Here is a 24235-nt window from a genome sequence, read left to right on the forward strand (position 1 = left end):
GAAATATTTTATGAATTCCCTACGCACTTATATACTACTATTGTTTTTAGCTTTTGGATTGCAACAAGTTCAGAGTCAGTCTTATCATTTTAAAACTTCTGGTTTTAGCGTATTACAGAAGAATGAAAGAGGAAAATGGGGCGAATGGTCCAATTTGAATCTGGTAAATCTTTCTGTGGTTTTAGATACCAACAAACATAGAATTGTAGTGTATTCTCAAGAAATTCAGCTTTTTAATATTTTAGATTATATTGAAAGAGAAGAAAACGATACTGATATTACTTATTCATTTATGTGTAAAGATAATGACGGAAGAGAATGCAAACTTTCGATCATTACTCGTAAAAAGCAAGATTTTAGAAAACAGCTGTACATTAACTACGACGATCATATTATAGTTTATAATATTATTACAGTATAAAAAAGATGCTAAGCTTCTAAGTTTCTGAGATACTAAGTCTTTTTGGATTTAGATAAATAATAAACCCGACAGTTTTTTTTAATCTGTCGGGTTTTCTTGTATAAAAATCTTAGCATCTTAGTGTCTCAGAACCTTAGAACCTACAAAGAATCAACATCCTTAATAAATTCGTCATATTCTAAATAGAACATTTCCAAAGCATGCATTTTTTCATTGAAGAAATCAAAAATGGCATCCCAGTTATTTTTATTACTGAAACCAACTCCAAGTTTTTCAACCCAAATTCTGCTTATTGTTTTACCACTTTCAAGAGTGTAATTTTTCTCAAAAACTAAATCTTTGATGAATTCTTCTTCAAGAATGTTTTTTAAAGCTTCTAGTTTTTCAAAGTAAGCCAAACGTTTTTCATCACTTCTTTGTTCAATATCAATTAAAACTTGCGCTTTTTTATTATCTACAAAAAACTTAAATGAGAAGTCTTTAATTTTGGTATCATAAAGTACCCATTTACGAGGATATTTTTCGGCAAATGCTACCCAAAATTCTCTTTTTATTCTTTGTGATTCTTCTCTGCTGTACATTTTTTAGGCTTTAATTTTAGAAAACTTGCGGTACTGCGTTTTCTGGAGTATATTTATGTTTTATTTGAAAGTACAAAAATAAGCTTTGATTATGAATTTTCAAGACTTTTTAAAATATGTTCCCAATATAATTCCAGTTGAACTGCCAGCGGTGGCTTCACATTTAAAAATGGCTCCAAAAGAACGCGTAGAGGGATTAAAAAATCTTGATATTGAAGCATTAAATGCAAGAATGGCAGGAGTAATGATGCTGTTTTATCCTAAACAGGAAAAAACACATTTGGTTCTGATTGTCAGGAATACTTACAATGGAGTTCATTCGGCGCAGATTGCATTTCCAGGAGGAAAATATGAGAAAGCCGATTTAAATTTTGAAACTACTGCTCTCAGAGAAACACAGGAAGAAGTGGGTATACCAAGTGATAAAATTGAAATAATTAAAAAATTTTCTCCCATGTATATTCCGCCGAGTAATTTTTTAGTGCATCCTTTTTTAGGAATTGCTAAAGAAGAATTAGCTTTTTATCCAGATATTAGAGAAGTTGCTGGAATTATTGAATTGCCTTTGTCCGTTTTTCTTAATGAAGAAATTATGATCGAAGCCAGATTATCAACTTCTTATGGAGCAAATATTTTAGTTCCGGCATTTAATATTCAAAATCATGTAGTTTGGGGAGCGACAGCTATGATTTTGAGCGAATTGAGAGATGTGTTGATGTCGGTTTTTGAAGGAGATAATCGAAATTAATTATTTAACAATTTGATATTCATTTAGATAAATATGATTCTAAGAAAATGTTTATTAGTATTGCTAAAAGAATAATTTTTGTATGTTTGCGACCTAACATAAAAACAAGATAAATTAGTTATGGGATTGTTTAAACGAAATCCTTTTGGGCATATATTATTCATCAAGAAATGGTTAATCCGTATTTTGGGAGCCATGACGCATAGAAGATATAGAGGTTTTAATGAATTGCAGATTGAAGGATCTGAAATTATTAAAACGCTTCCAGATACTAATGTCTTATTTATATCAAATCATCAAACCTATTTTGCCGATGTTGTGGCAATGTTTCACGTGTTTAACGCAAGTTTATCTGGGCGTGAAGACAATATCAAGAATATTGGTTATTTGTGGCAACCCAAAATGAATATTTATTATGTTGCTGCAAAAGAAACGATGCAAGCAGGATTATTGCCAAGAATTTTATCTTACGTTGGTGCAATTACCGTTGAACGTACTTGGCGCGCAAAAGGTGTTGATGTGACAGAGAAAAGAGAAGTAAATCCAAACGATACAGAAAATATTAAAATTGCTCTTGCAGATGGTTGGGTAATTACTTTTCCTCAAGGCACTACCAAATCATTTAAGCCAGTTCGAAAAGGAACTGCACATATCATAAAACAACATAAACCAATTGTAATTCCAATTGTTATTGACGGATTCCGCCGTTCATTTGATAAAAAAGGACTTCGAATGAAGAAAAAAGGAATTCTGCAATCTTTCATTATAAAAGAACCTCTTGATATTGATTATGAAAACGATACAATTGATGAAATTGTAGAAAAAGTAGAATACGCAATCGAACAGCATCCCTCTTTCTTAAAAGTTATTCCTGCTGAAGAACTAAAAGCACAAGAAGAACTGAATAAAATGAGACAATGGGATTACTAGAAATTTTAGATTTCTGAGTTTAGATTTTAGATTTTTTCAAAATTGTCAGGCTGAGCGAAGTCGAAGCCTCGTTTGCAAGGATATATAAATTAAGCTAAAAAAACTTAGAATCTTAGAAATCTATTTTTTTCAACTCCTTATAATTAGCGTATAATCTGCGTAAAAGTGTTCCGTAAATAATTCTGTAAAAACACCAGAACAATCCGAAGAAACCTAATATTACTAAGATCAAAATACCGATTGTAGCAAACATTGCTTTCCCATTTACCGCCAGTTTTTCTCTTAGAAATTCCATGTCCGGATTGTAAACAAATGCAATAAAGAAGCTTAGGATTGATGTTATAACAATCATTCCTAAATTATACCAAACATAGTATTGAACGGTTTTTCTAGTTTTTAAAATCGCACTCATTAATGATTTTGTAGCAATTGTCGTCGAAATTGTTCTGTAATTTTTGTAGAAAATGTACACGAAAATTAAGACAACGAGATAATTAAAATAAGTTAAAAACTCTAAGATTGCAACAATTTCAGGATGATTCATTTTGCGTAGAACATCATCCGTATTGATAAATATGTTCGAAAAAGTCCAAAACGAAATCTCCAAAATACTGATAATTAAAATCCATTTTACAATGGAAGATGATTTTTTATGAATCATCTTATAGATTTCAGTTTCAGAAATTTGTTGAAAAGAACCTGAGTTCTTTTGCCAGTCTTTTTTTAGTAAATCCAGTTCTTTCATAATAATTTTTAAGGATTTAGTATTTTTTTAAGTTTCCCTTTGATTCTGTTCATTTTCACGCGCGCATTCACTTCGCTGATTCCTAAGGTTTCAGCTATTTCTTGATAATCTTTGTCTTCTAAATACATAAAAACTAATGCTTTTTCGATGTCATTTAATTGATAAACTGCTTTGTACATCAGTTTTATCTGTTCCTCTTCTTCATAATTATAATCAACATCTTTTACAAAATGCTGATGATTTTCATAATCTACGGTAGAAATAGTTCTTTTGGTTTTTCGATATAATGTAATTGCAGTATTTAACGCAACACGGTACGTCCAAGTCGAAAATTTACTATCACCTCTAAATTTTGGATAAGCTTTCCAAAGCTGAATTGTGATTTCCTGAAACAAATCCTTATGTGCATCTTCGCCAGCAGTATACAATCTACAAATCTTGTGGATTATATTCTGATTTGCTTGCAGCTGCGCAACAAATGACTGTTCTAGATTTTCGCTCATAAAAAGATTAGTAGTTATGAAATCATTTTTGTTACAGTTGTGTTTTATTTTTTTGCCACGAATTTCACAAATTTCGCAAATTGCTTTTCTAAGTAACAAAGCAAACAAGAATTTACACTTTTAAAATTAGTGTTAATTCGTGTAATTTGTGGCAACATTTACAATTCTCGTGTTTTATAATAATTAATCATCAAATCTATAAACTTGCTGTAACTTTCCATTCCGTCTTTTTGGTTATTCGATTTTAAGAAATTATCCCAAAGAAAATGAAAACCTTCGTCAATAAAAGTGTCGTATTTTTTCCAGAAATCTTGACTTTCCTGATAATTTTTTAAAATTCCAACATTTACTTTTTTCTTTAAATGTTTAAAAATGTCTTCGTTTTTATATTGCCAAATTCCTAAGCAATAACGTAGAGCAAAACTATAGCCTGAATATTGATAATATAGATTATCATTTTTAACCGATGCTAGAACCCCAATAAAATTGCATTCGTTCTCGCTGGCAAATCCAATTTGATGCGCCATTTCATGAGAGGTTGTCAATGGAAAATTATACATCGGCAATAAATCGTTAATCTGAGCTTCATTTGTAAACGGATTAAGATAACCACCAAATCCCATATAAGTTAAAGGAATACTAAACAGCGATTTCTTAACACTTAGAGTTTTGTATTTAAAATAGGGATGTTCTTTAGCTAAATTGTCATAACCGTTTAAAATCATCTCAAAAGATTCTTTTTGAGAATAAGGAAAAACGACTTTTGAGTTTTTATTTTTAGTGATTTGGTATTGAATTTCATTAGTTTTAACAATTAGTTTTTGGGTAAAAGCTAAAAGATCGGCATCGGTATATTCTCTTTTAATTTCCATTTTTTCAAAAAGAGGTTCGCGATAATAATTGAAAGCCCAAAGCACATGAAAGAAAAAGTAAAAAATTGAAATTTTGCCTAATATGGTTAAAATATGGTCTTTCCATTCGGTTCTCCAAGTTTTACGAATTTTCCAAAACCAACCAATTATCGCTAAAATAAGAAAGGCATAAATGCAATCTCCAAGAGAAAAAGGGATTTTGCCAAGACCAATTCTTAAGAAATGTGAAATTCTTAGAAATATATTATTGCTGTAAAAGCCTTCTACGTAATCTGGAAAATATCTCAAAAATCTTAAAAAGATGATTTGAACTAAAAGAAATAGGGGAAGAATATATTTTGATTTCACAGTTTAGGTTTTTTATAAAAATAATAATTTAAAAATGGTTTGAAATTATTTTTTGTAAATTTGTTTTTCAATAATTAAGAAAAAAATGACACAGATTACTTTAAATATTCCAGATAATGAATTGTCATTCTTTATGCAATTAATAGAAAAATTCAATTATGAAACCGTGATAAATGAATTTTCTATAACTGAAGAAATGAAAAATTTGTTGGATGAGAGAAGATCGACTTCAAAAGTGGACGATTTTCTTCCTTGGAATGAAGCAAAAAAACAATTGCGATTTAAATCTGGAGAATGATTTATAATGTTGTAATTGAGCCAAGAGCAATTCTTGATATTCAAGATGCAATTAATTATTATGACTCTAAACGAGTTGGGTTGGGTGAACATTTTTACGAAATAGTTGATGAATATTTAAATATATTAGCGAAGAATCCTTTTTTTGAAATTAGATATAAGGATTATCGCTCTCTTCCCATTAGAAAATTTCCATTTATTATCTTTTACTTTATTGATGAAGAAATTAAAACGGTATATATTATGACTGTTTTTAATACATCATTAAGTCCTTCTAAATATCCTCAGTAAAATCGTCTCGTTTTGTATTTAAATTTTTGGTTTAATTAGATATTTGTGTAAGATAACTTTAGAGCCATTATAATTTGTGCTTATTCGTGAAATTCGTATCTAAAAAAGCAATTAAACTTTGTAACTTTGAAGCTCTTAATTGTTAAACATCAAACAAAATATAATGAGTCAAGAAATAAGAAATCTGGAACCAAAAGCACTTTGGAATAAATTCGCGGATTTAAATGCTGTTCCGCGTCCTTCTAAAAAAGAAGAACGTGTAATCGAGTTTATGAAAAATTTTGGAAACAGCTTAGGTTTAGAAACTTTTGAAGATGAAATCAGAAATGTAATCATTAGAAAGCCAGCTACTCCAGGAATGGAAAATCGTAAACCAATTGTTATGCAAGGACATTTGGATATGGTGCACCAAAAAAATGCAGACACAGTTTTTGATTTCGATACGCAAGGAATTGATATGTATGTTGATGGTGATTGGGTACGTGCTCGCGGTACAACACTTGGAGCTGATAATGGGTTAGGAGTGGCGACTATTATGGCTATTTTAGAAAGCAAAGATATTCCGCATCCAGCAATTGAAGCTTTGTTTACAATTGATGAAGAAACAGGAATGACTGGTGCTTTAAATCTAAAAGGAGGTATTTTGCAAGGACAGATTTTATTAAATCTGGATACAGAAGAAGACGATGAAATAGATATCGGATGCGCTGGAGGAATAGACGTAACAGCAACAAGAACATATCATGAAGAAGAAGTTCCAGAAGGTTCTGTTGGATATACGATTATTGTAAAAGGTCTAAACGGAGGTCATTCAGGAATGGATATTCATAAAGGTTTAGGAAATGCTAACAAAATTATGAACCGTTTGTTGTTTGACGGATTTGAAAACTTTGGTTTGCAGATTGTTGAAGTTAACGGAGGAAGTCTTCGAAATGCAATTCCAAGAGAAAGTGTTGCGAAAGTAATCATTTCTCAAATGTTTGATGAAGCTTACGTATACGATATGCAGGAAATCATTTCTAATATCAAAGCGGAATATAAAACTACAGAACCAAACTTGTCGATTGAAATCGTAAAAGGCGATTTGCCTGAAAAAGTAATGGATTTAGGGGTTCAAGAGGGAATTATTAGAGCGATTTACGCTGCACATAACGGAGTTTACAAAATGAGTGCTGATATGGCCGATTTGGTTGAAACTTCTAATAACATTGCTCGTGTAATTATTAAAGATGGCGAAATCTCGATTGGTTGTTTAACGCGTTCTTCTGTTGAATCATCAAAATTTGATTTAGCCAATTCGTTACGTTCTGCTTTTGAACTAGTTGGATGTGAAGTTGAGCTTTCGGGATCTTATCCAGGATGGACACCAAATGTTAACTCTGAGATTTTAGAAGTTTTGAAAGAGATTTATGAAAAACAGAATGGAGAGCAACCAAAAGTTGTAGCTTGTCACGCTGGTTTAGAATGTGGAATTTTAGGAACGAATTATCCAGATATGGATATGATTTCTTTCGGGCCAACAATTCACGCTGCACATTCTCCAGATGAAAGAGCAAGTATTTCTTCTGCTCAGAAATATTGGAAATTTGTGCTTGAGATCTTAGAAAATATTCCAGTTAAATAAAATAGTTTTCAGTCGCAGTGACAGTTTTCAGTTCTAACGGACTGGAAACTGTGACCGAAAACTGTGACTATAAAAAAAATCCCCAATTTGTAAATTGGGGATTTTTTTTATAAAATTAATTTCTTTTTAAGACTTTGTATTGTTCGTAACAAGCGCTAATTGCGTCCATTATCTGTAAATCATTTGCTGTCTGTATGAAAGAATCAGAATAATTGCATCGATGCATAATTTCTGGAATTTCATCCTTGCTGATGCCTAATAATACAGCGACCGTTTCTCGGTCATATTTTGATTCTAGAAGATTTCGAACAGTATCGTCTTTCTTCATTTCTTTTAATTTCTTGAGCTCCTTTCCGTTTTTTCCGAAGAAATTATAAAGCATATCTGCCGGATTAAAAATGGACCCAAGAACTTTGCCAAAGGCATTTGGCGCATATTCTCCGGCTTCATAGCCTTGTGTAAGACCAGAAATGCTGTATCTGTAGTTTTCTTTTGTTGGAATTAATTTAGAATCAATTTCAAGATATCCAGTTAAAGTAAAAGGAGCGATAATAACTTCTTCTAATGCAATTGCTTTTTCAGTAAGCTGAATTCGAGTTACTTTGTTTTTTACCCAGTCATTTGTTACTCTAATTCTTAGCGATTGAAATCCTAAAATAGAGAAATGAAGTGTATCATTAACTTGTACATCAATTTCAAAATATCCTTTTTCATCAGATTTTGCACCACGCACTTTGTTGGTGTTAATAATGTTTACGCCGGCAAGGGGTTGTTTGCTATTGTCATTAATAATATAACCTGAAACTCTTTGTGGAACTGTTGGTTGCGTATCTTGCGCAAAACCAAAGTTGGCTAGTAATGTAAAAAAGAAAACTGCGAAATATTTCATATCCTGATTTAAAGCACTAAAAGTAGTAAATCGGGATTAAATATCTCGTAGTCTTGGAATTTAATTATAAGAAAATTAACAAAGGCTACGTTATTGCTTTTTTATATTAAATAAAAAGTGATATTGAAGACTGAATTACACTGTTTTGAATTGTAAAGCTCATTGATAAAGAATAAAACTCTTAGCATAAAAAAAATCCCAAGTTCCAGATATGTCTGGAATTTGGGATTTTATATTTTAAGAAATTAAATTATTAATCTCTTCTTGATCTTCTTGGTCGTGAATTATCGCCAAAGTTTTCTGAACGTCTTGGAGCTCTATCAGAACCACCATTTTCGCCTCTTGGAGCAGAGCTTCTAAAACCACCTTCTCTTCTTGAAGATGAATTTCTATCACCTCTGAAACCTCCTTCGCGAGAACCTCCGTCTCTTGAAGAGTTTCTGTCACTTCTGAAGCCTCCTTCACGTCTTGGAGCAAAGTTTCCTTCTCTTCTTCCAGAATCACGTCTTCCTCCACGGTTGTTGTGGTCACGTCTTCCTCCACCATCATTTTTAGAAATTTCAACATTGATACGACGACCTTCTAATTGTACGTTGTTCAAAACATCCATTACTTTATCAGTGTGCTGAGGATCAGTATTGAAGAAAGAGAATCCTTCTTTTACATCTACTTTAAAGATGTCATCACGACCTAAATCTAATGTTTCTTTTAAGTAATCTTTCAATGACATCCAGTCGAAGTTATCTCTAGAACCGATATTTACGAAATAACGAACAGCTCCATTATTACTGAATTCTCTTGGTTCAGAATCACCTCTTTCACGTCTTTCGCCACCAGATACAGAAATATCTCTGTTCTTTTTGTAGTAAGCGATGAAACGGTTAAATTCTACTGAAACCATTTTCTTAATCAATTCTTCTTTAGATAAATCTTCAAGAACATTATTGATTGCTGGTAAGTAGTTGTCAATTTCGTGATCAACTTCAGTATCTTTAATTTTGTTTGCTAAGTGTAATAACTGAATTTCGCAGATTTCAATTCCAGATGGAATAGATTTTTCTTCAAATTTCTGTTTGATGATTCTTTCGATAGAAGAAATTTTACGTAATTCACTTTTTGTAACAATTACAATAGAAGTACCTAATTTTCCTGCTCTACCTGTACGACCAGAACGGTGGTTGTAAGTTTCGATTTCATCAGGTAATTGGTAGTTAACAACGTGCGTTACGTTATCAACGTCAATTCCACGTGCAGCAACGTCAGTAGCAACAAGCATCTGAATTTGTCTTCCACGGAAAGATTTCATTACACCATCACGTTGTGCTTGAGATAAATCTCCGTGTAACGCAGCGGCGCTATATCCATCCTCAATTAACTTCTCAGCGATAGCTTGTGTGTCTCTTTTTGTACGACAGAAAACTACAGAAAAGATATCTGGATTAGCATCAGCTAAACGTTTCAAAGCTTCGTAACGGTCACGAGCGTTAACTAAATAAAATTCGTGAGAAACTGTAGAAGAACCTGAGTTTTTTGTTCCAACAGTAATTTCTAATGGATCGCTCATGAATTGTTTTGCAATTCTAGCAACCTCTTGCGGCATAGTTGCAGAAAACAACCATGTGCTTTTTTCGTCTGGAGTATCTGATAAAATAGATACGATATCATCATAGAATCCCATGTTTAACATTTCGTCAGCCTCATCAAGAACACAGTAATCTATGTTTTTAATGTTTACCAAACCTCTATTAATCATGTCTTGCATTCTTCCTGGAGTAGCCACAATAATTTGTGCTCCTCTTTTTACTTCTCTTGCTTGTTCTGTTATACTAGCTCCTCCGTAAACTGCTACCACATTAATACCTTTTTCGTATTTTGAGTAGTTTTTAAGTTCGTTAGTAATCTGTAAACATAACTCGCGTGTTGGCGATAAAACTAATGCCTGTGTATTTCTGTTGTCAGCATCAATTTTTTGAATTAGCGGAAAACCGAAAGCTGCCGTTTTCCCTGTCCCTGTTTGAGCCAACGCAACCATATCCGTGTCTTTTTCCAATAATAGGGGAATCGCCTTTTCCTGTACCTCTGACGGATTTTCAAATCCTAGATCTAAAATCGCCTTCAGTAACGATTCATTCAATCCTAATTGTTCAAATTTATTCATATGTGTTTTAAAAATAGGGTGCAAAATTACTGCTAATTATTCAGATAAACTAATGCAATTTTAAGAATTATATATTTGTTAAGATTTGATTGTCAAAAAGTTACGTTTTTATTAAAATAATTTTTTTACTAAAAATGAGAAAATGCTGAAAAAAAACGCTAGAAAATGTAAAATTTAGCGCTTAAAATGTTGTATTTTAAACAATTATTTCGTGTTATTCAGAAAATCAATTAGTTGCTTTACTGCTTTTCCGCGATGACCAATAGTATTTTTAGTCTCCAAAGGCAATTGGGCAAAGGTTTCGTTATAATTTTCTGGCTGGAAAATTGGATCATATCCAAAGCCATTTGTACCTATTTTTTCTAATGTAATATTTCCAGAGGCAATTCCTGTAAATAAATATTGTTTTCCGTTAAGGTTTAATGTAATAACAGTTTTGAATTGAGCTCTTCTATTTTCTTCGTTTTTTAATGCATCTAGAAGTTTGTTCATATTATCGTCTGCATTTTTTTGCTCTCCGGCATATCTCGCAGAATATACTCCTGGTTCGCCATTTAATGCAAAAACTTCTAAACCAGTGTCATCTGCAAAACAATCATAACCATATTTTTGAGTAACATAATCGGCTTTTAAAATCGCATTTCCTTCTATAGTGTCAGCAGTTTCAGGAATATCTTCAAAACAATTAATGTCTTCTAAACTTAATATTTTGATGCTTTCGGGAAGCATACTTTGAATTTCGGCTATTTTGTTTTTGTTGTTTGAAGCGAAAACGAGTTTCATAGAATTAATGTGTTTAAATGATTTTCAACACAAATTTAGAATTCTTATATTTGATATGTAGCCTAAAAGTGAAATAAATGCAATTATCGGTATTATATAAAAAAATCCTGCCTTTTGTAAAACCTTACAGAAAAATGGTAATTGCGACTTTACTGCTTACATTTTTAGGTTCGTTTGCAGCTCAGGTAAATGCAGTAATCTTAAAATATACTGTTGATACAATCAATAATTTAATGGTGGCGCATGAACCTTTATCAAAAGGATTTCATTTGTTAGGAATTATTAGTGTTGTATTGTTGACGAAGGAGTTGGTAAATTCGATTGTGCAATTTGGGCAAAAATTCTACGGAGAGAAACTTCGTATTTTTATCACTCGCGATATTTCTCAAACAATTGTCGAAAAAATTCTGAGCTACAGAATGGAATTTTATACTTCTGACGAAAATGAAAGTGGTAAACTTCAAACCAGAATTGATGCTGGAATTAGTAGCTTAACAAGATTGGTTCAAAACTTTTTTATCGACATTCTTCCGTTATTTGCCAATGCTTTTGTGGCTCTAGTAATTATGTTTTATGCTAATGTTTATGTCGGTTTGGTGAGTTTATGTATTATTCCGATCTATTTTTATATCAGTCAGTTACAGGCAACAAGATTAAGCGGGTTTAGACGAAGAATGCGTAATTATCGCGAAACGAAGAATAACGGAATTATCAGTCTAATCGAATCAATTACTGTCATTAAATCTTTTGTACGCGAATCTACAGAAGCCGATCGCCATGAAAAGATACAATATGAAATGACCGAAAATCAATTGGAAACACGAAAAACTAGTTTCATTTTTGAAAGTATTAAAAGTTTTGTTGAGCAGATTGGAGTTGTAATTATTATAATCTTGACGGCTTATTTTGTATTAAATAATCAGATGACAATTGGAGCCATTATGTTTCATATTATGTTGTTTAATAATGTTTCGTCCCCAATTCGACAATTGCATCGAATTTATGATGAAGTAAACGATGCGTTGATTTATTCTGAAGGTTTCTTTGATATTTTAGAAGCAGAAAAAGAAATAGAAACCAGCGGTAATTATATTCCAGAAAAAATTAAAGGTTTAATTGAAGTTAAAAATGTTGATTTTGTTTATCCAAACGGAACTCAAGCATTGTTTGATATTAATTTTACGGTTAAACCAAATGAAACATCTGCTTTGGTTGGATTAAGCGGTGCAGGAAAAAGTACGATTATCAATTTATTGGATAAATTTTATTTGCCGTCGTCAGGTCAGATTTTTTTAGATGGAGTAGATTTAGCCGATTATAACACCGATTTTCTTCGTAAAAATATCGGATTGGTGTTGCAGAAAAACCATATTTTCAAAGGAACAGTTGCTGAGAATATTTTATACGGAAATCCTGAAGCTTCTCAAGAAGAAATTATCGAAGCTGCCAAACAAGCTTATATTCACGAACAAGTTGTTCAATTGCCAAAAGGTTACGATTCTGATGCGCATTTGCTTTCAGGCGGACAGCAGCAACGAATTGCCATTGCAAGACTTTTTCTTAAAAATCCGCCAATTATTTTTCTGGATGAGCCAACGGCGAGTTTAGATGCTATTGCTACGGAGCAAATTAAAAAATCGCTGGATGCCATTAAAAAAGACAGAACCGTCATTATCATTTCGCATAGTATTTCTCAAATAATTGATTCCTCCAATATTATTGTTTTAGAAAAGGGAAGATGCGTTGAAAATGGAACTCATGATCAATTGTTTGATAATAAAGGAACCTATTATCAAATATTTATGGCAATGGCAAATAGTTTAAATATTGATAAAATCACTCAGACTTTTGATTGAGAAAACGCAAAGTAAATCTTTCTACAATAAAAGCAGTAATTATTCCAAAAGTATAAGCTATAATATCCGACCATAAAAATCCCTGACCTAAAACGTATCTTCCGAAAAGCGTTTTTCTGAGTTCAACCATCCATTCGCCTTGATACAATTGTAAAAATTCGATGCTATAACAAGTAATAAGAGATAGCAAAAAGATTATTGAAGCTTTTTTAAAAGGAAGAAAAATTCTAATCAAAAAATAAATCATTACAGCATATAAAAAATCGCCTATCCATAACGGAATGAAAGAGATTTTTCTTGAAAGGATTCCAAGGAAAATGATGGAGAAGAAAATTAAGGTGTAGTAGATTCTTGTTTTTTTCAAGTTTATGAAAGGTTTAGTTGGAGCAAATTTATATTAAAACAATGGTAATTTCTCTTTGTCAAAGTTTTAAACTTTGACAAAGATTCTGGTCTAACGCAAATCAAGTTTTCTAATAGCATATATGATAGTTTCTCTTTGTCAAAGTTTAAAACTTTGACAAAGACTTATTTGTATTTTTTTTAAGAAAAATCTTGTTTTTTTAATATTTTTGATTTGCAATTTTTAAAGAAACTAATCAGTGGATATCAGAATTCAAAATTTAGAACCAAATTGTTTCTATCACATTTATAATAGGGGAGTCAATGGAGATATAGTTTTTCAAAATAATGATAATTATATGTTTTTTATGGTGCAATTTCGTAAATACTTAAATGAGGTTTGTGATCTCTATGCTTACTGTTTAATGCCAAATCATTTTCATTTTGTAATTAAAATTAAATCTAAAAAAGAATTATTAGATTTCTTCGAGGAAAAAAATAAAAGACTAATTAAAAAAGGATTGCACGCAATGGAGAGTCTTGCAAGTAAGCAACTAAGTAAGTTTATAAGCTCTTATACACAGGCTTACAATAAAGTTTTTGATAGACATGGGCCATTGTTTGAATCTCCTTTTAAAAGAAAAAAAATAGATTCTGAAAAGTATTTGAGAAATTTAATTATTTATGTTCATCAAAATCCAAGCGATATTGGCAAGGATTTTAGAACTTACAGGTTTTCGTCATATATAACTGTCTTATCAACCTTAAAAACTAGTTTAAAGAGAGATGAAGTAATTGAGTGTTTTGAAGATTTAGAGAATTTTGTGTTTTGTCACAACAGTGTGATTGATTTTAAATTTTAGCATTCTAAGAATCTTTGTCAAAGTTTTAAACTTTGACAAAGAGAAATTCAAAGAAGTATTTCAATAATACATTTTTAGGTGTCAAAAAATACAAAACCCCATTAGATCTACTTTATTTCCTAAATTTATCGATTAAACAAACTATCGACCACATGAATACAAAATTTTTCTGCCTGATTGTTACTTTATTTATTTTAGGAAATCAAGGTTATTCTCAAAAAGACAATTCGTTTAATATCAAAAAGCAACTAGAATATTGTGCGGAACAAGCTTCAAAAACATTAAAAGTAATACCAAACGACGGAACATCGCCTCGAACAGTTCCAAATGGAAGCAGTGAATGGAAATTTGTTACTTATAAAGACTGGACAAGCGGATTCTGGCCTGGAGAATTATGGTTTTTATACGAAGCAACTAAAGATAAAAAATGGGAAAAAGAAGCCGATAAATTCAGCCGCTTTTTAACGCCTTTATCAGTTAGTAAAGCTGGAGATCACGATTTAGGTTTTCAGGTTTTCAATAGTTTTGGAAATGGATATAGACTGACTAAAAATCCAGAATACAAAGAAATAATTCTAAAAACTGCCGATACATTAGCAACACTTTTTAATCCAAAAGTAGGAACAATTCAGTCATGGCCTCATAATAAAATGGGCGGTCATAATACCATTATCGATAATATGATGAACTTGGAATTGCTATTTTGGGCTTCAAAAAATGGCGGAAATAAAAAGTTGTATGATATTGCCGTAAAACACGCTGAAACTACTATGGCGAATCACTTTAGACCAGATAACACTTCTTATCATGTTATTATTTACGATTTTGAAACCGGTAAAAAAATAAAAGGAAGAACGGCTCAAGGATATAGTGATGATAGTATGTGGGCGCGTGGACAAGCTTGGGCTATCTATGGATTTACAATGACTTACAGAGAGACAAAAGACGCTAAGTTTTTAGATTTTGCTCATAAATTGGCGAGAGTGTATTTAGATAAATTGACAACTGAAGATTTAATTCCGTATTGGGATTTTAATGCGCCTAATATTCCGAACGAACCAAGAGACGCTTCAGCTGCTGCAATTGTTTCTTCAGCACTTTTAGAGCTGAGTTCTTATACGAAAGACAAAAATCTGAAAGCAGAATATTTGACAAAAGCAAAAAAAATGATTGTTTCACTATCAGATAATTACCAAAGTCATGATGTAAATTCAGCATTTTTATTGCATTCTACAGGGCACAAACCTGCAGGAAGCGAAATAGATTGTTCTATAAATTACGCAGATTATTACTATCTTGAGGCATTATTAAGACTTCAAAAATTAAAATAAAAGATTATGATAAAGAAAATAAGTCAAATTGCCTGTTCATTATTAGTTGTGTTAATGCTAGTGAGCTGTAAAAACACCAAACAAAAACTGCAAGAATTTGTGGTAACTTATAATAAAACGATTGCTCCAAGTTTTAGAGCAGATAATATAACACTTACAACGGCAAGAGGTTATATTAATGATGGTAAAATTGAATTGCGTTTTGAGACAGATTTAGAACAAAATGAAGCTAATAAATCTGCAGCTGTTACTTCTTTTCCAAAATTGATAAAATTGATGATTGATAAAGATCAAATTCCAAGACAATTAATTGAAGAAGGAGTTCAGTTTGATGTTTATTTTCTCGCAGATGATAATACAGTTTTAGATAAAGAAGTTTTAACGGGAGAATCTCTAAAAGATTTTTTGAAATAAAATCAGAATAATTAGAAAAAAATAAATCTGTGTAATTCTTACATATTAAAATCTCTTTGAGTTTTAACTTAGAGAGATTTTTTCTATTTATAAGTAAAAGTTGAACCTAAAGATGTTTTCTTGATTCTTACAAAAATGTAGAGGGATTAGCTATAATTGATTTGTATTCAAATAATTATAAAGTGATTTTTTGTAATTCAATGTTGTTTTTATGTTATAAATTATTTATGTTTGAGTTAAAAAATAACTATAAAACCAATAATTTATGAAAAAAATTACCCAAATCGCATTTGCATTGGCTTTTGCCCTATTTTTAATTAGCTGTAAAAACACAAAGCAGAAAATTCAAGAACATGTAAGTAATTACAATAATTCTTCTTCAATAAAAGGGAATGGTATTACGAGCACAACCGCAAAAGCTTTTCTAAATGACAATAAAATTGAGATTAGAATTGAAACGAATTTAGAAGAAAATGATGCAAACAAATTAGCCTACAAAGAGTCATTTCCAGATTTGTTAAAAGAAATGATTAAAAATGATCAGATTTCGACTGCATTAATCTCAGAAGGAGTAAAGTTTGATGTTTACTTTTTAGCTTATAATAATGCTATTTTAGCACAGCAATTAGTAGACCAGCAAGAATTAGCCGTTTTAGAAGGAGGAGCTGCAGCACAAAATAAAGAAACAGCAAAATTGTAATATAAAAATAGATTTAAAAGAAAAAGCCTCTTTAGTTTTAAAGAGGCTTTTTTGTTTATGAGAATTGCGTAACGTTTTTGAGATTATCTGGGAAATACTGATCAGATAAATTGGCAAATTCATCGCCACGCATAAAAATGTTAATGTCAACATCTGCAAAACTGCTTTTTCCTGCGGCAGCTAAAAGTTCATTTGCTGAGTGAAGCGTGTTTTTATGAAAATGATAAACTCGATCTGATTTGTCTGTTACAACCAAACCTTTCATTAGCATTTTATTCTGTGTGGCAACTCCAGTTGGACATTCATTATTATGACAACGTAACGCCTGAATACAACCCAAAGAAAACATAAAACCTCTGGCGCTGTTACACATATCTGCGCCCAATGCAATTGCATGAAGAATAGAATAACCGGAAATGATTTTACCGCTTCCTATAATACGCATTTTGTCGCGTATGCCTAGTCGAACCAAAGTTTGATTTACGAATATTAATGCAGGTTCGAAAGGCATTCCTACGCCATCAGCAAATTCTAAAGGAGCAGCTCCAGTTCCGCCTTCTGCACCGTCAACGGTAATGAAATCTGGATAAATATCTTCATTTATCATTTCTTGGCAAATAGCTTCAAATTCGGTAGTGTTTCCAATACATAATTTAAAACCGATTGGTTTTCCGTTAGATAAATCACGTAGTTTTTTAATAAAATGAATTAATCCTTTTGCATCAGAAAAAGCATGATGACCAGGAGGAGAAAGAATCATTGTGTGTGGTTTTACACCTCTGATTTTAGCAATTTGTTCCGTGTTTTTTGCCGCAGGAAGAACACCTCCGTGACCAGGTTTTGCACCTTGAGAAAGTTTAATTTCAATCATTTTCACGTTTGGAAGATTGGCTTTTTCGGCAAAATTTTCTGGGCTGAAATTTCCTTCTGCATCACGGCATCCAAAATATCCTGTACCTATCTGCCAAGTGATGTCTCCACCTCCTGCTAAATGGAATTCGGTTAAACCACCTTCGCCAGTATTTTGGTAAAAATTTCCTTTTTTTGCACCAATATTGATAGCACGAACAGCATGTTCACTCAACGAACCAAAACTCATAGCCGAAACATTAAACAAAGAAGCTGAATAAGGCTGTTTGCAATCTTTTCCACCAACTAAAATTCGAGGTAATTCTTCATTAACTTTTGCTGGAAAAATAGAATGTTTTATCCCTTCGTAGTTTTCTGTATTTAAGTTTAATTGTGTACCAAAAGGAGTGCTGGAATCTATATTTTTAGCTCTTTGATAAACCAAAGAGCGCTGATTTCTAGAAAAAGGTTTTCCGTCTGTAGATCTTTCAATAAAATATTGCTGAATTTCGGGCGCTATCATTTCAAATAAGTATCTAAAATAACCCAAGACAGGAAAATTTCGTAAAATAGCATGTTTCTTTTGTGAAGCATTATATGCTCCAACAATCAACAAAATAGGGATGGCAAAAACGAGTAAATAACCTCGTCCGGTATAATAATAAATTGCAAGAACAATAAGAAACAATAAGAATCCGTAAATAAAGAATTTTTTTCTCATGTTTTAAAAATTAAATAGGTAATAAATGCGATAATCTAGTTGAATCGTAAACGTACATAAACGTGTTTGATTCCTTTTTTGTCCGACTCTCTTTCATCAATTTCTAAAATGTCGGTTAATGATTTTAACATTGGAGTCAATTTTGAATAACCATAATTTCGAGGGTCGAATTCAGGTTTTTTCTTTACAATTAAATTCCCGACATCTCCAAGAAATGCCCATCCATCATCATCTTCAATATCTTCAATCGTGGCTTCAATTAATTCGATGGTTTGTTTGTCAACTTTATGAAGTGCTTTTTCGGCTGGTTTTTCAACTGGTTTTTTGGTATCGGCGGCGACAGTTTTTGGCTTTTTCTTTTGAGTTGCTCCATCCAAAACTTCAATATAAATAAATCTGTCGCAGGCAACAATAAAAGAATTTGGTGTTTTCTTTTCTCCGATTCCGATTACTTTCATTCCAGATTCACGAAGTCTAACGGCGAGACGTGTAAAATCACTATCGCTAGAAACAATGCAGAATCCGTCCAATTTTCCAGAATAAAGCAAATCCATAGCATCAATAATAAGAGCAGAATCTGAAGAGTTTTTTCCAACCGTATAACTATATTGTTGAATAGGAGTAATGGCATGTTCTAATAAAACACCTTTCCATCCATTTGCATTTGGTTTTGTCCAGTCGGCGTAAATCCTTTTTGTAGTTGGCGTTCCAAGTTTTGCAATTTCTTCCATCATGCCTTTTACATTGCTGTATGGCACATTATCTGCATCAATGAGAACTGCCAGTTTTAAATCTTTTGAATTGCTTAAAGGCATTATTTTAATATTAAAAATTAAATACTCTCAAAGTTAAAATTAAAATTGGTTTTTATCAGAATTGAATGATGAATAAGTCTTTAGAATACTCTTAATTAGAATCTCTTTAAATAAGAAAAATGTTTTAAAATAGCAATAAATGATTCTCTAATATATTTTGATAGATTTGTTGAAAATTAAGCAATAGCTGTTGTTTCTGAGATTTGTAAACAAGAATTAAAGCTTTTGGTTTAATTGAAAAACAATGGATTTTTTAATTTTAATTATATAAAAATGAATAAAAAAGTGAAATTCTCGACAATACTCCTAATGGGATTTTTAGCAGTTACTTCTTGTGGTAAAAAAGAAACAGCTCCAGCTGATCAAACTGAAACAACAGAACCGTCTACAGAAGGAGAAGCAGCGCCAGTAACATCAACTGAAGAAAATGTATTAGTTATTGAAGGAAACGACCAAATGCAGTTTAATGTAAACGAATTGAGAGCTGTTGCTGGAAAACCAATCAAATTGACTTTGAAGCACGTTGGGCAAATTCCGAAAGAAGCAATGGGGCATAATTTGGTAATTTTAAAAGAAGGAACAGATCAGGCTGATTTTGCTTTGAAAGCGAATGATGCGAAAGCGACAGATTATATCCCTGAATCTGAAAAAGCTTCTATTATTGCTCATACTAAATTGTTAGGTGGAGGAGAAGAAGACACAATCGAATTTACAATTGATAAAAAAGGATCTTATCCGTTTGTTTGCTCTTTCCCAGGTCACGTGGCTATGATGAAAGGCGTGCTAATTGTTGAATAAATTAGAAAGAATAAATAATAAAACTCCAAATGCTTTAATTAGGTTTGGAGTTTTTTTATTGTAATAAATCATGTTTGTAGATGATCCTAATTAAGGTGAGAGTATGATTTTAGATTTATTTATAGGTTAAATATTACAATAAAAATCCTGTTGATTATTTTTAAATAAAAATAATTGAGGCTCTTCATTTTAAATTAATATTGATTATTTTTGCTCGCTGATAAAGTAAAAAAAATTACTACAATATATTATGGTAAAAGATTTATTCGAAAGAATTCAGGACAATAAAGGACCTTTAGGAAAATGGGCTTCTCAAGCAGAAGGTTATTATGTTTTCCCAAAGTTAGAAGGAGAGTTGGGTCCTAGAATGACTTTTCACGGAAAAAATATTTTAAACTGGAGTTTAAATGATTATTTAGGTTTAGCAAATCATCCAGAAGTTCGTCAGGCAGATACAGATGCAGCAATTCAATTTGGTGCAGCTTATCCGATGGGAGCTCGTATGATGTCTGGACACACTACGTATCACGAACAATTAGAAAATGAATTGGCTGATTTCGTAATGAAAGAATCTGCTTATTTATTGAATTTTGGTTACCAAGGAATGGTTTCTATCATTGATGCTTTGGTTACTAAAAATGATATTATTGTTTATGATGTAGATTCACATGCTTGTATCATTGATGGTGTTCGTTTACACATGGGTAAACGTTTCACATACAAACACAATGATTTGGAAAGTATGGAGAAAAACTTGCAGCGTGCTACTAAAATGGCAGAAGAAACAGGTGGAGGTATTTTATTTATTACTGAAGGTGTTTTCGGAATGCGTGGACAGCAAGGGAAATTAAAAGAAATTGCTGAATTAAAGAAAAAATACAATTTCCGTTTATTAGTAGATGATGCTCATGGTTTTGGTACATTAGGTAAAACTGGTGCTGGAGCAGGTGAGGAGCAAGGAGTTCAAGATCAGATTGATGTTTACTTCTCTACTTTTGCAAAATCAATGGCAAACATTGGGGCTTTCGTAGCAGCTGATAAAACAGTTATTGATTATTTAAAATATAACTTACGTTCTCAAATGTTTGCAAAAGCATTACCAATGATTCAAACAATTGGTTCTTTGAAACGTTTAGAGTTATTGCGTAAATCTTCTGAAATTAAAGATAAACTTTGGGAAAATGTAAATGCATTACAAAGTGGTCTTAAAGAAAAAGGATTTAATATTGGAGATACAAACACTTGTATTACACCAGTTTACTTAGAAGGAAGTATTCCAGAAGCAATGGTAATGGTGAACGATTTAAGAGAAAACTACGGTATTTTCCTTTCTATTGTTGTTTATCCAGTTATTCCAAAAGGAATTATCTTATTAAGAATGATTCCTACAGCTTCGCATACAATAGCTGATATTGAAGAAACGTTAACTGCTTTCGAAGCAATTCGTGAGAAATTAACAAACGGAACTTATAAAGAAATTGCAGAGCGTACAACTGTAGACGTGTCGTAATTGACTTTAAAAATAGAAATTCCATAGTGGGAATTATGTAAAAAAATCCATTCGTTATGCGAATGGATTTTTTTTATTTAGGGTAACTTTATGTAATAAATCACAAAATAAAAATAAAGAATTATGAAGAAAGTACTAACACTAACAGCTGTACTTGCTTTGTCTGTTTTTGCTTCTTGTAAAAAAGAAACAACAACGACAGAGCCAGTACAAATTACGCCAAGTCCGCCAAAAGAAGCTGAAATTGTTGAACCTGCTGGAGATCAATGTTATGCTTTGAGATTAAATGGAAGCGTTATTGAAATGAGTTTTAACGTAAACTCACATCAGGAAGTAAACGGAAAACTGAGTTATAACTTGGTTGGAAAAGATAAAAATGAAGGAAGCCTTATCGGAAATATGAAAGGTGATACTTTAATTGCCGATTATACATTTATGTCAGAAGGGGTTTCTTCTGTTAGAGAAGTAGCTTTTCTGCAAAAAGATGGAGCTTTTATTGAAGGTTACGGAGATGTAGTAGAAGCAAACGGTAAATTTTCTTTTAAAGATAAAAAAACGTTGAAATTTGATGCAAAAAATACATTATCAAAAGTAGATTGTAGAGTAGAGTAATATGTGTTTATAAAGTGAAAAATCCATTCGTTTTGGGGAACGAATGGATTTTTTTACGATTAATACTGATAACTGCAACTGAGACTGAAAACTAAAATTAAAGATTCTTCAAATAAGTCTTTCTTTGACAGTGAATAATCGGGTCAAAATTTTTCCACAATAAATGAATTGCATTATTTTCTAATAATTCTGGAGTTCTGATGCAGTTTTGAATACCTTTTTCTGAGAAAGTTTTATAATATTCATCAAAAATAATAGCTGTTACACCTTTATTTTGATATTCTGGATGAACTCCAATCAAGTAAAAAACAACATCTTTACTATGCTTTTTCGCTTTCAATAATTGAAGGAATCCAAAAGGAAATAATTTACCTTTTATTTTCTGTAAAGCTTCAACAAAACTTGGCATCACAATACTAAAAGCTACTAAGTTATCCTCTTTGTCGACAACAAACTTGATATATTCTGGATTAATAAAGCTGATATATTTCTTTTTAAAATACTCTTTTTGAACATCGGAAATCGCTACAAACGAAGCCAGATTCGCATACGTTTCATTAAACAAATCAAACATTTTGTCTACATGAGGCATAATGTCTTTTGTTTTAGTGAAATTTAGTGCTTTCAACTCATAACGCTTTTTAATTAAAGCTTGGGCTTTTTGGAAAAATTCTGGTTTTACATTCGAAAAAGGGAAAATACTTTCGATGTATTGTTTTTCGACCTGAAATCCTAATTGTTCTAAATGTGTTACATAATACGGATGGTTATACCATGTAATCATAGTTCCAACTTGATCGTAACCTTCTGTAAGAACACCAACTTTGTCTAAGTTCGAAAATCCCATCGGACCTTCGGCGTGCTCTAAATTGTGTTTTCTTCCTAATTCGAATACTTTTTCTAAAAGAGCTTTTGTAACCTCAATATCATCAATAACATCAAACCAGCCAAAACGAACTTTCCTTTTGTGCTGATTATTTACTTCAGTCCAATTGATGATCGCTGTAATACGCCCAACAATTTGATTGTCTCTGTAAGCCAAATAGAAATAAGCTTCAGCATTATCAAAAGCAGGATTTTTTGTTTTATCAAAAGATTCTAATTCATCTGCGATAATTGGCGGTACCCAATATGGGCTGTCTTTGTACAGTGAAAAAGGAAATTTAATATATTCGGTTAATTCTTTTTTGCTTTTGGCTTCTTTAATTGTAATCATTAAGGTGGTATTGAGTATCTCTTAAATAAGAGTGTTTGGTTATTTTATTCGTATTTAGCTTTTCGTCTTCTTTCTTTTTCTTGATAATCGATGCTTTTTTCGTTATCTGTATTCTTTTTGGCTTTTTCTTCTGCTTTATTTGCGGCTAGCCTGTTTTTATACCATCCATCATAACGCCATGACACTCCAACTCCTCCATACAGAATTGATGGCGTATTCTTAAAGTTCGTACTTATGGAAGCATCAACTTGCATATTTGGAGAAAGCAGATAAGCTGCTCCGCCACGAACGATTGCATCGCTGTAGAAATCGCTTTTATAGCCTTGATTTTCAAAAAAACCAGACCATTTTTCGTTAAATCCATGCGTCAAAGTTAAGATATATCCGTAACTTGGGTAATCTGTACTAATATAATCAGCAATAATATTGGTTACAAAAACCCATTTTCCTCCTCCAAATTGATTTTGAGTAATTAAGGAAATTTTAGGTGAAATAGCACCGTCTGGAGAAAAATAGTAAGGATTGTCTGCGCCAACAAAATTAGCACCAGCAAATACCGAAACAGCAGGAATTAATTCGCGCCAATTAAAACTATGATTGGCTTTATAACTGTAAATATTTACTTCTCTTTTATTTTTATAAGGATCGTAAATCAAATATTTAGCACCAAGAACCGTTTGTCTGAAATTGTTTTTCTTGTAGCTTGTATATGGCGTGTCGTAATTAGCCATTTGATATTGTACGTCTAGGATAAATTCAAGTTTTTCTAAGAAAGCACCATATCTAAGGGAGAAATCGGTTCCGAAACCACTACCGTCATAATCTAATAGATCATGTTTTTCTTTAATGCCGTAAACACCAAGTTCGGCCTGAATTACTGATTTTCCAACACCATAAGCAGACATGGTTTCGCCTGGACGGTTGGAATTAATAACGTCTGTATATTGCGCAAAAAACAGTTGTGGAATAAAAAAAAGTACCGGGGCAAGTAAGTTTTTAATTTTGAACATAATTTTCT

Annotated in this window: 26 protein-coding genes; 14 read left to right on the plus strand and 12 right to left on the minus strand. The window is 31.8% G+C overall.

Annotation, left to right across the window (positions count from 1 at the left end):
- Positions 1-10: 10 nt before the first annotated feature.
- Positions 11-421, plus strand: a complete 411-nt coding sequence (locus HNP35_RS15885; protein WP_184164212.1) for a hypothetical protein — start codon at positions 11-13, stop codon at positions 419-421.
- 140 nt (positions 422-561) lie between these two features.
- Here the strand turns inward: HNP35_RS15885 and HNP35_RS15890 are convergent, their stop codons facing one another.
- Positions 562-1002, minus strand: a complete 441-nt coding sequence (locus HNP35_RS15890) for a DUF4268 domain-containing protein (RefSeq protein WP_184164215.1) — start codon at positions 1000-1002, stop codon at positions 562-564.
- Positions 1003-1093: 91 nt separating this feature from the next.
- Between HNP35_RS15890 and HNP35_RS15895 the strand changes: the two genes are divergently transcribed.
- Positions 1094-1750 carry an NUDIX hydrolase gene (locus tag HNP35_RS15895; protein WP_184164218.1) on the plus strand — a complete coding sequence of 219 codons (657 nt, stop codon included), beginning with the start codon at positions 1094-1096 and terminating at the stop codon, positions 1748-1750.
- A gap of 120 nt (positions 1751-1870) precedes the next feature.
- On the plus strand, positions 1871-2680 hold the full coding sequence (locus HNP35_RS15900; protein ID WP_184164222.1) for a lysophospholipid acyltransferase family protein: 810 nt from the start codon (positions 1871-1873) through the stop codon (positions 2678-2680).
- A 112-nt stretch (positions 2681-2792) separates the two neighbouring features.
- On the opposite strand, the gene HNP35_RS15905 is transcribed toward HNP35_RS15900, so the two are convergent.
- From HNP35_RS15905 to HNP35_RS15915, 3 genes are all read right to left on the minus strand, one after another.
- Entirely contained in the window at positions 2793-3425 is a 633-nt protein-coding gene (locus tag HNP35_RS15905) for a hypothetical protein (RefSeq protein WP_184164225.1), read from the minus strand.
- A gap of 8 nt (positions 3426-3433) precedes the next feature.
- Positions 3434-3928 carry an RNA polymerase sigma factor gene (locus tag HNP35_RS15910; protein WP_008462500.1) on the minus strand — a complete coding sequence of 165 codons (495 nt, stop codon included), beginning with the start codon at positions 3926-3928 and terminating at the stop codon, positions 3434-3436.
- A gap of 158 nt (positions 3929-4086) precedes the next feature.
- Positions 4087-5148 carry a DUF3810 domain-containing protein gene (locus tag HNP35_RS15915; RefSeq protein WP_184164226.1) on the minus strand — a complete coding sequence of 354 codons (1062 nt, stop codon included), beginning with the start codon at positions 5146-5148 and terminating at the stop codon, positions 4087-4089.
- An 85-nt stretch (positions 5149-5233) separates the two neighbouring features.
- On the opposite strand from HNP35_RS15915, the gene HNP35_RS15920 reads away from it, so the two are divergent.
- From HNP35_RS15920 to HNP35_RS15930, 3 genes are all read left to right on the plus strand, one after another.
- A complete protein-coding gene (locus HNP35_RS15920) occupies positions 5234-5446 on the plus strand; it encodes a hypothetical protein (protein WP_184164229.1) in 213 nt (70 codons plus the stop codon).
- Positions 5443-5736, plus strand: a complete 294-nt coding sequence (locus tag HNP35_RS15925; RefSeq protein WP_184164232.1) for a type II toxin-antitoxin system RelE/ParE family toxin — start codon at positions 5443-5445, stop codon at positions 5734-5736. The genes HNP35_RS15920 and HNP35_RS15925 overlap by 4 nt, the downstream gene beginning before the upstream one ends.
- A gap of 163 nt (positions 5737-5899) precedes the next feature.
- A complete protein-coding gene (locus HNP35_RS15930; RefSeq protein WP_184164235.1) occupies positions 5900-7360 on the plus strand; it encodes an aminoacyl-histidine dipeptidase in 1461 nt (486 codons plus the stop codon).
- 115 nt (positions 7361-7475) lie between these two features.
- On the opposite strand, the gene HNP35_RS15935 is transcribed toward HNP35_RS15930, so the two are convergent.
- The 3 genes from HNP35_RS15935 to HNP35_RS15945 all read right to left on the minus strand — a co-directional run bounded on the left by HNP35_RS15935 (position 7476) and on the right by HNP35_RS15945 (position 11190).
- Entirely contained in the window at positions 7476-8249 is a 774-nt protein-coding gene (locus HNP35_RS15935) for a carboxypeptidase-like regulatory domain-containing protein (RefSeq protein WP_184164238.1), read from the minus strand.
- A 253-nt stretch (positions 8250-8502) separates the two neighbouring features.
- On the minus strand, positions 8503-10407 hold the full coding sequence (locus HNP35_RS15940) for a DEAD/DEAH box helicase (protein WP_184164242.1): 1905 nt from the start codon (positions 10405-10407) through the stop codon (positions 8503-8505).
- A gap of 204 nt (positions 10408-10611) precedes the next feature.
- Positions 10612-11190 carry a non-canonical purine NTP diphosphatase gene (locus HNP35_RS15945; protein WP_184164244.1) on the minus strand — a complete coding sequence of 193 codons (579 nt, stop codon included), beginning with the start codon at positions 11188-11190 and terminating at the stop codon, positions 10612-10614.
- Positions 11191-11267: 77 nt separating this feature from the next.
- On the opposite strand from HNP35_RS15945, the gene HNP35_RS15950 reads away from it, so the two are divergent.
- Positions 11268-13046, plus strand: coding sequence for an ABC transporter ATP-binding protein (locus tag HNP35_RS15950; protein WP_184164247.1), 1779 nt, complete (start codon positions 11268-11270; stop codon positions 13044-13046).
- On the opposite strand, the gene HNP35_RS15955 is transcribed toward HNP35_RS15950, so the two are convergent.
- Positions 13027-13410, minus strand: coding sequence for a DUF2809 domain-containing protein (locus HNP35_RS15955; RefSeq protein WP_184164250.1), 384 nt, complete (start codon positions 13408-13410; stop codon positions 13027-13029). The genes HNP35_RS15950 and HNP35_RS15955 overlap by 20 nt on opposite strands.
- 238 nt (positions 13411-13648) lie before the next feature.
- Between HNP35_RS15955 and HNP35_RS15960 the strand changes: the two genes are divergently transcribed.
- The 4 genes from HNP35_RS15960 (at position 13649) to HNP35_RS15975 (ending at position 16696) form a co-directional block, all read left to right on the plus strand.
- Positions 13649-14251 (plus strand): transposase, encoded by a 603-nt coding sequence (locus HNP35_RS15960; RefSeq protein WP_221433465.1) that lies wholly within the window; start codon positions 13649-13651, stop codon positions 14249-14251.
- A gap of 152 nt (positions 14252-14403) precedes the next feature.
- Entirely contained in the window at positions 14404-15582 is a 1179-nt protein-coding gene (locus HNP35_RS15965) for a glycoside hydrolase family 88 protein (RefSeq protein ID WP_184164252.1), read from the plus strand.
- Positions 15583-15588: 6 nt separating this feature from the next.
- Positions 15589-15996: a hypothetical protein gene (locus HNP35_RS15970; protein WP_184164255.1), complete on the plus strand. Its 408-nt coding sequence runs from the start codon at positions 15589-15591 to the stop codon at positions 15994-15996.
- Positions 15997-16261: 265 nt separating this feature from the next.
- Positions 16262-16696, plus strand: coding sequence for a hypothetical protein (locus tag HNP35_RS15975; RefSeq protein WP_184164257.1), 435 nt, complete (start codon positions 16262-16264; stop codon positions 16694-16696).
- A 55-nt stretch (positions 16697-16751) separates the two neighbouring features.
- Here the strand turns inward: HNP35_RS15975 and HNP35_RS15980 are convergent, their stop codons facing one another.
- On the minus strand, positions 16752-18266 hold the full coding sequence (locus HNP35_RS15980) for an FMN-binding glutamate synthase family protein (RefSeq protein WP_184164260.1): 1515 nt from the start codon (positions 18264-18266) through the stop codon (positions 16752-16754).
- A 35-nt stretch (positions 18267-18301) separates the two neighbouring features.
- Positions 18302-19081: an NYN domain-containing protein gene (locus HNP35_RS15985; protein WP_184164263.1), complete on the minus strand. Its 780-nt coding sequence runs from the start codon at positions 19079-19081 to the stop codon at positions 18302-18304.
- A gap of 273 nt (positions 19082-19354) precedes the next feature.
- Between HNP35_RS15985 and HNP35_RS15990 the strand changes: the two genes are divergently transcribed.
- The 3 genes from HNP35_RS15990 (at position 19355) to HNP35_RS16000 (ending at position 22001) form a co-directional block, all read left to right on the plus strand.
- Entirely contained in the window at positions 19355-19879 is a 525-nt protein-coding gene (locus HNP35_RS15990) for a plastocyanin/azurin family copper-binding protein (RefSeq protein ID WP_184164266.1), read from the plus strand.
- A 250-nt stretch (positions 19880-20129) separates the two neighbouring features.
- A complete protein-coding gene (locus tag HNP35_RS15995; protein ID WP_184164269.1) occupies positions 20130-21389 on the plus strand; it encodes an aminotransferase class I/II-fold pyridoxal phosphate-dependent enzyme in 1260 nt (419 codons plus the stop codon).
- A gap of 123 nt (positions 21390-21512) precedes the next feature.
- A complete protein-coding gene (locus HNP35_RS16000) occupies positions 21513-22001 on the plus strand; it encodes a hypothetical protein (protein WP_184164272.1) in 489 nt (162 codons plus the stop codon).
- Between the two features lie 97 nt (positions 22002-22098).
- Here HNP35_RS16000 and HNP35_RS16005 read toward each other — a convergent pair whose 3' ends face one another.
- The gene (locus HNP35_RS16005) at positions 22099-23217 is read right to left on the minus strand and encodes a GTP cyclohydrolase (RefSeq protein WP_184164275.1); all 1119 of its coding nucleotides are present in this window, start codon (positions 23215-23217) and stop codon (positions 22099-22101) included.
- A gap of 44 nt (positions 23218-23261) precedes the next feature.
- Complete coding sequence (locus tag HNP35_RS16010) at positions 23262-24227, minus strand: transporter (protein WP_184164278.1); 966 nt, start codon at positions 24225-24227, stop codon at positions 23262-23264.
- Positions 24228-24235: the final 8 nt, after the last annotated feature.

It is taken from the genome of Flavobacterium notoginsengisoli (assembly GCF_014207905.1).
In the GTDB taxonomy this organism is placed as follows: domain Bacteria; phylum Bacteroidota; class Bacteroidia; order Flavobacteriales; family Flavobacteriaceae; genus Flavobacterium; species Flavobacterium notoginsengisoli_A.

What these genes read in the sequence shown, in the direction of transcription:
- HNP35_RS15885 (WP_184164212.1), top strand. Translation starts at nt 11, where the DNA reads ATGAATTCCCTACGCACTTATATACTACTATTGTTTTTAGCTTTTGGA.
- HNP35_RS15890 (WP_184164215.1), bottom strand. Translation starts at nt 1,002, where the DNA reads ATGTACAGCAGAGAAGAATCACAAAGAATAAAAAGAGAATTTTGGGTA.
- HNP35_RS15895 (WP_184164218.1), top strand. Translation starts at nt 1,094, where the DNA reads ATGAATTTTCAAGACTTTTTAAAATATGTTCCCAATATAATTCCAGTT.
- HNP35_RS15900 (WP_184164222.1), top strand. Translation starts at nt 1,871, where the DNA reads ATGGGATTGTTTAAACGAAATCCTTTTGGGCATATATTATTCATCAAG.
- HNP35_RS15905 (WP_184164225.1), bottom strand. Translation starts at nt 3,425, where the DNA reads ATGAAAGAACTGGATTTACTAAAAAAAGACTGGCAAAAGAACTCAGGT.
- HNP35_RS15910 (WP_008462500.1), bottom strand. Translation starts at nt 3,928, where the DNA reads ATGAGCGAAAATCTAGAACAGTCATTTGTTGCGCAGCTGCAAGCAAAT.
- HNP35_RS15920 (WP_184164229.1), top strand. Translation starts at nt 5,234, where the DNA reads ATGACACAGATTACTTTAAATATTCCAGATAATGAATTGTCATTCTTT.
- HNP35_RS15925 (WP_184164232.1), top strand. Translation starts at nt 5,443, where the DNA reads ATGATTTATAATGTTGTAATTGAGCCAAGAGCAATTCTTGATATTCAA.
- HNP35_RS15930 (WP_184164235.1), top strand. Translation starts at nt 5,900, where the DNA reads ATGAGTCAAGAAATAAGAAATCTGGAACCAAAAGCACTTTGGAATAAA.
- HNP35_RS15935 (WP_184164238.1), bottom strand. Translation starts at nt 8,249, where the DNA reads ATGAAATATTTCGCAGTTTTCTTTTTTACATTACTAGCCAACTTTGGT.
- HNP35_RS15940 (WP_184164242.1), bottom strand. Translation starts at nt 10,407, where the DNA reads ATGAATAAATTTGAACAATTAGGATTGAATGAATCGTTACTGAAGGCG.
- HNP35_RS15945 (WP_184164244.1), bottom strand. Translation starts at nt 11,190, where the DNA reads ATGAAACTCGTTTTCGCTTCAAACAACAAAAACAAAATAGCCGAAATT.
- HNP35_RS15950 (WP_184164247.1), top strand. Translation starts at nt 11,268, where the DNA reads ATGCAATTATCGGTATTATATAAAAAAATCCTGCCTTTTGTAAAACCT.
- HNP35_RS15965 (WP_184164252.1), top strand. Translation starts at nt 14,404, where the DNA reads ATGAATACAAAATTTTTCTGCCTGATTGTTACTTTATTTATTTTAGGA.
- HNP35_RS15970 (WP_184164255.1), top strand. Translation starts at nt 15,589, where the DNA reads ATGATAAAGAAAATAAGTCAAATTGCCTGTTCATTATTAGTTGTGTTA.
- HNP35_RS15975 (WP_184164257.1), top strand. Translation starts at nt 16,262, where the DNA reads ATGAAAAAAATTACCCAAATCGCATTTGCATTGGCTTTTGCCCTATTT.
- HNP35_RS15980 (WP_184164260.1), bottom strand. Translation starts at nt 18,266, where the DNA reads ATGAGAAAAAAATTCTTTATTTACGGATTCTTATTGTTTCTTATTGTT.
- HNP35_RS15985 (WP_184164263.1), bottom strand. Translation starts at nt 19,081, where the DNA reads ATGCCTTTAAGCAATTCAAAAGATTTAAAACTGGCAGTTCTCATTGAT.
- HNP35_RS15990 (WP_184164266.1), top strand. Translation starts at nt 19,355, where the DNA reads ATGAATAAAAAAGTGAAATTCTCGACAATACTCCTAATGGGATTTTTA.
- HNP35_RS15995 (WP_184164269.1), top strand. Translation starts at nt 20,130, where the DNA reads ATGGTAAAAGATTTATTCGAAAGAATTCAGGACAATAAAGGACCTTTA.
- HNP35_RS16000 (WP_184164272.1), top strand. Translation starts at nt 21,513, where the DNA reads ATGAAGAAAGTACTAACACTAACAGCTGTACTTGCTTTGTCTGTTTTT.
- HNP35_RS16005 (WP_184164275.1), bottom strand. Translation starts at nt 23,217, where the DNA reads ATGATTACAATTAAAGAAGCCAAAAGCAAAAAAGAATTAACCGAATAT.
- HNP35_RS16010 (WP_184164278.1), bottom strand. Translation starts at nt 24,227, where the DNA reads ATGTTCAAAATTAAAAACTTACTTGCCCCGGTACTTTTTTTTATTCCA.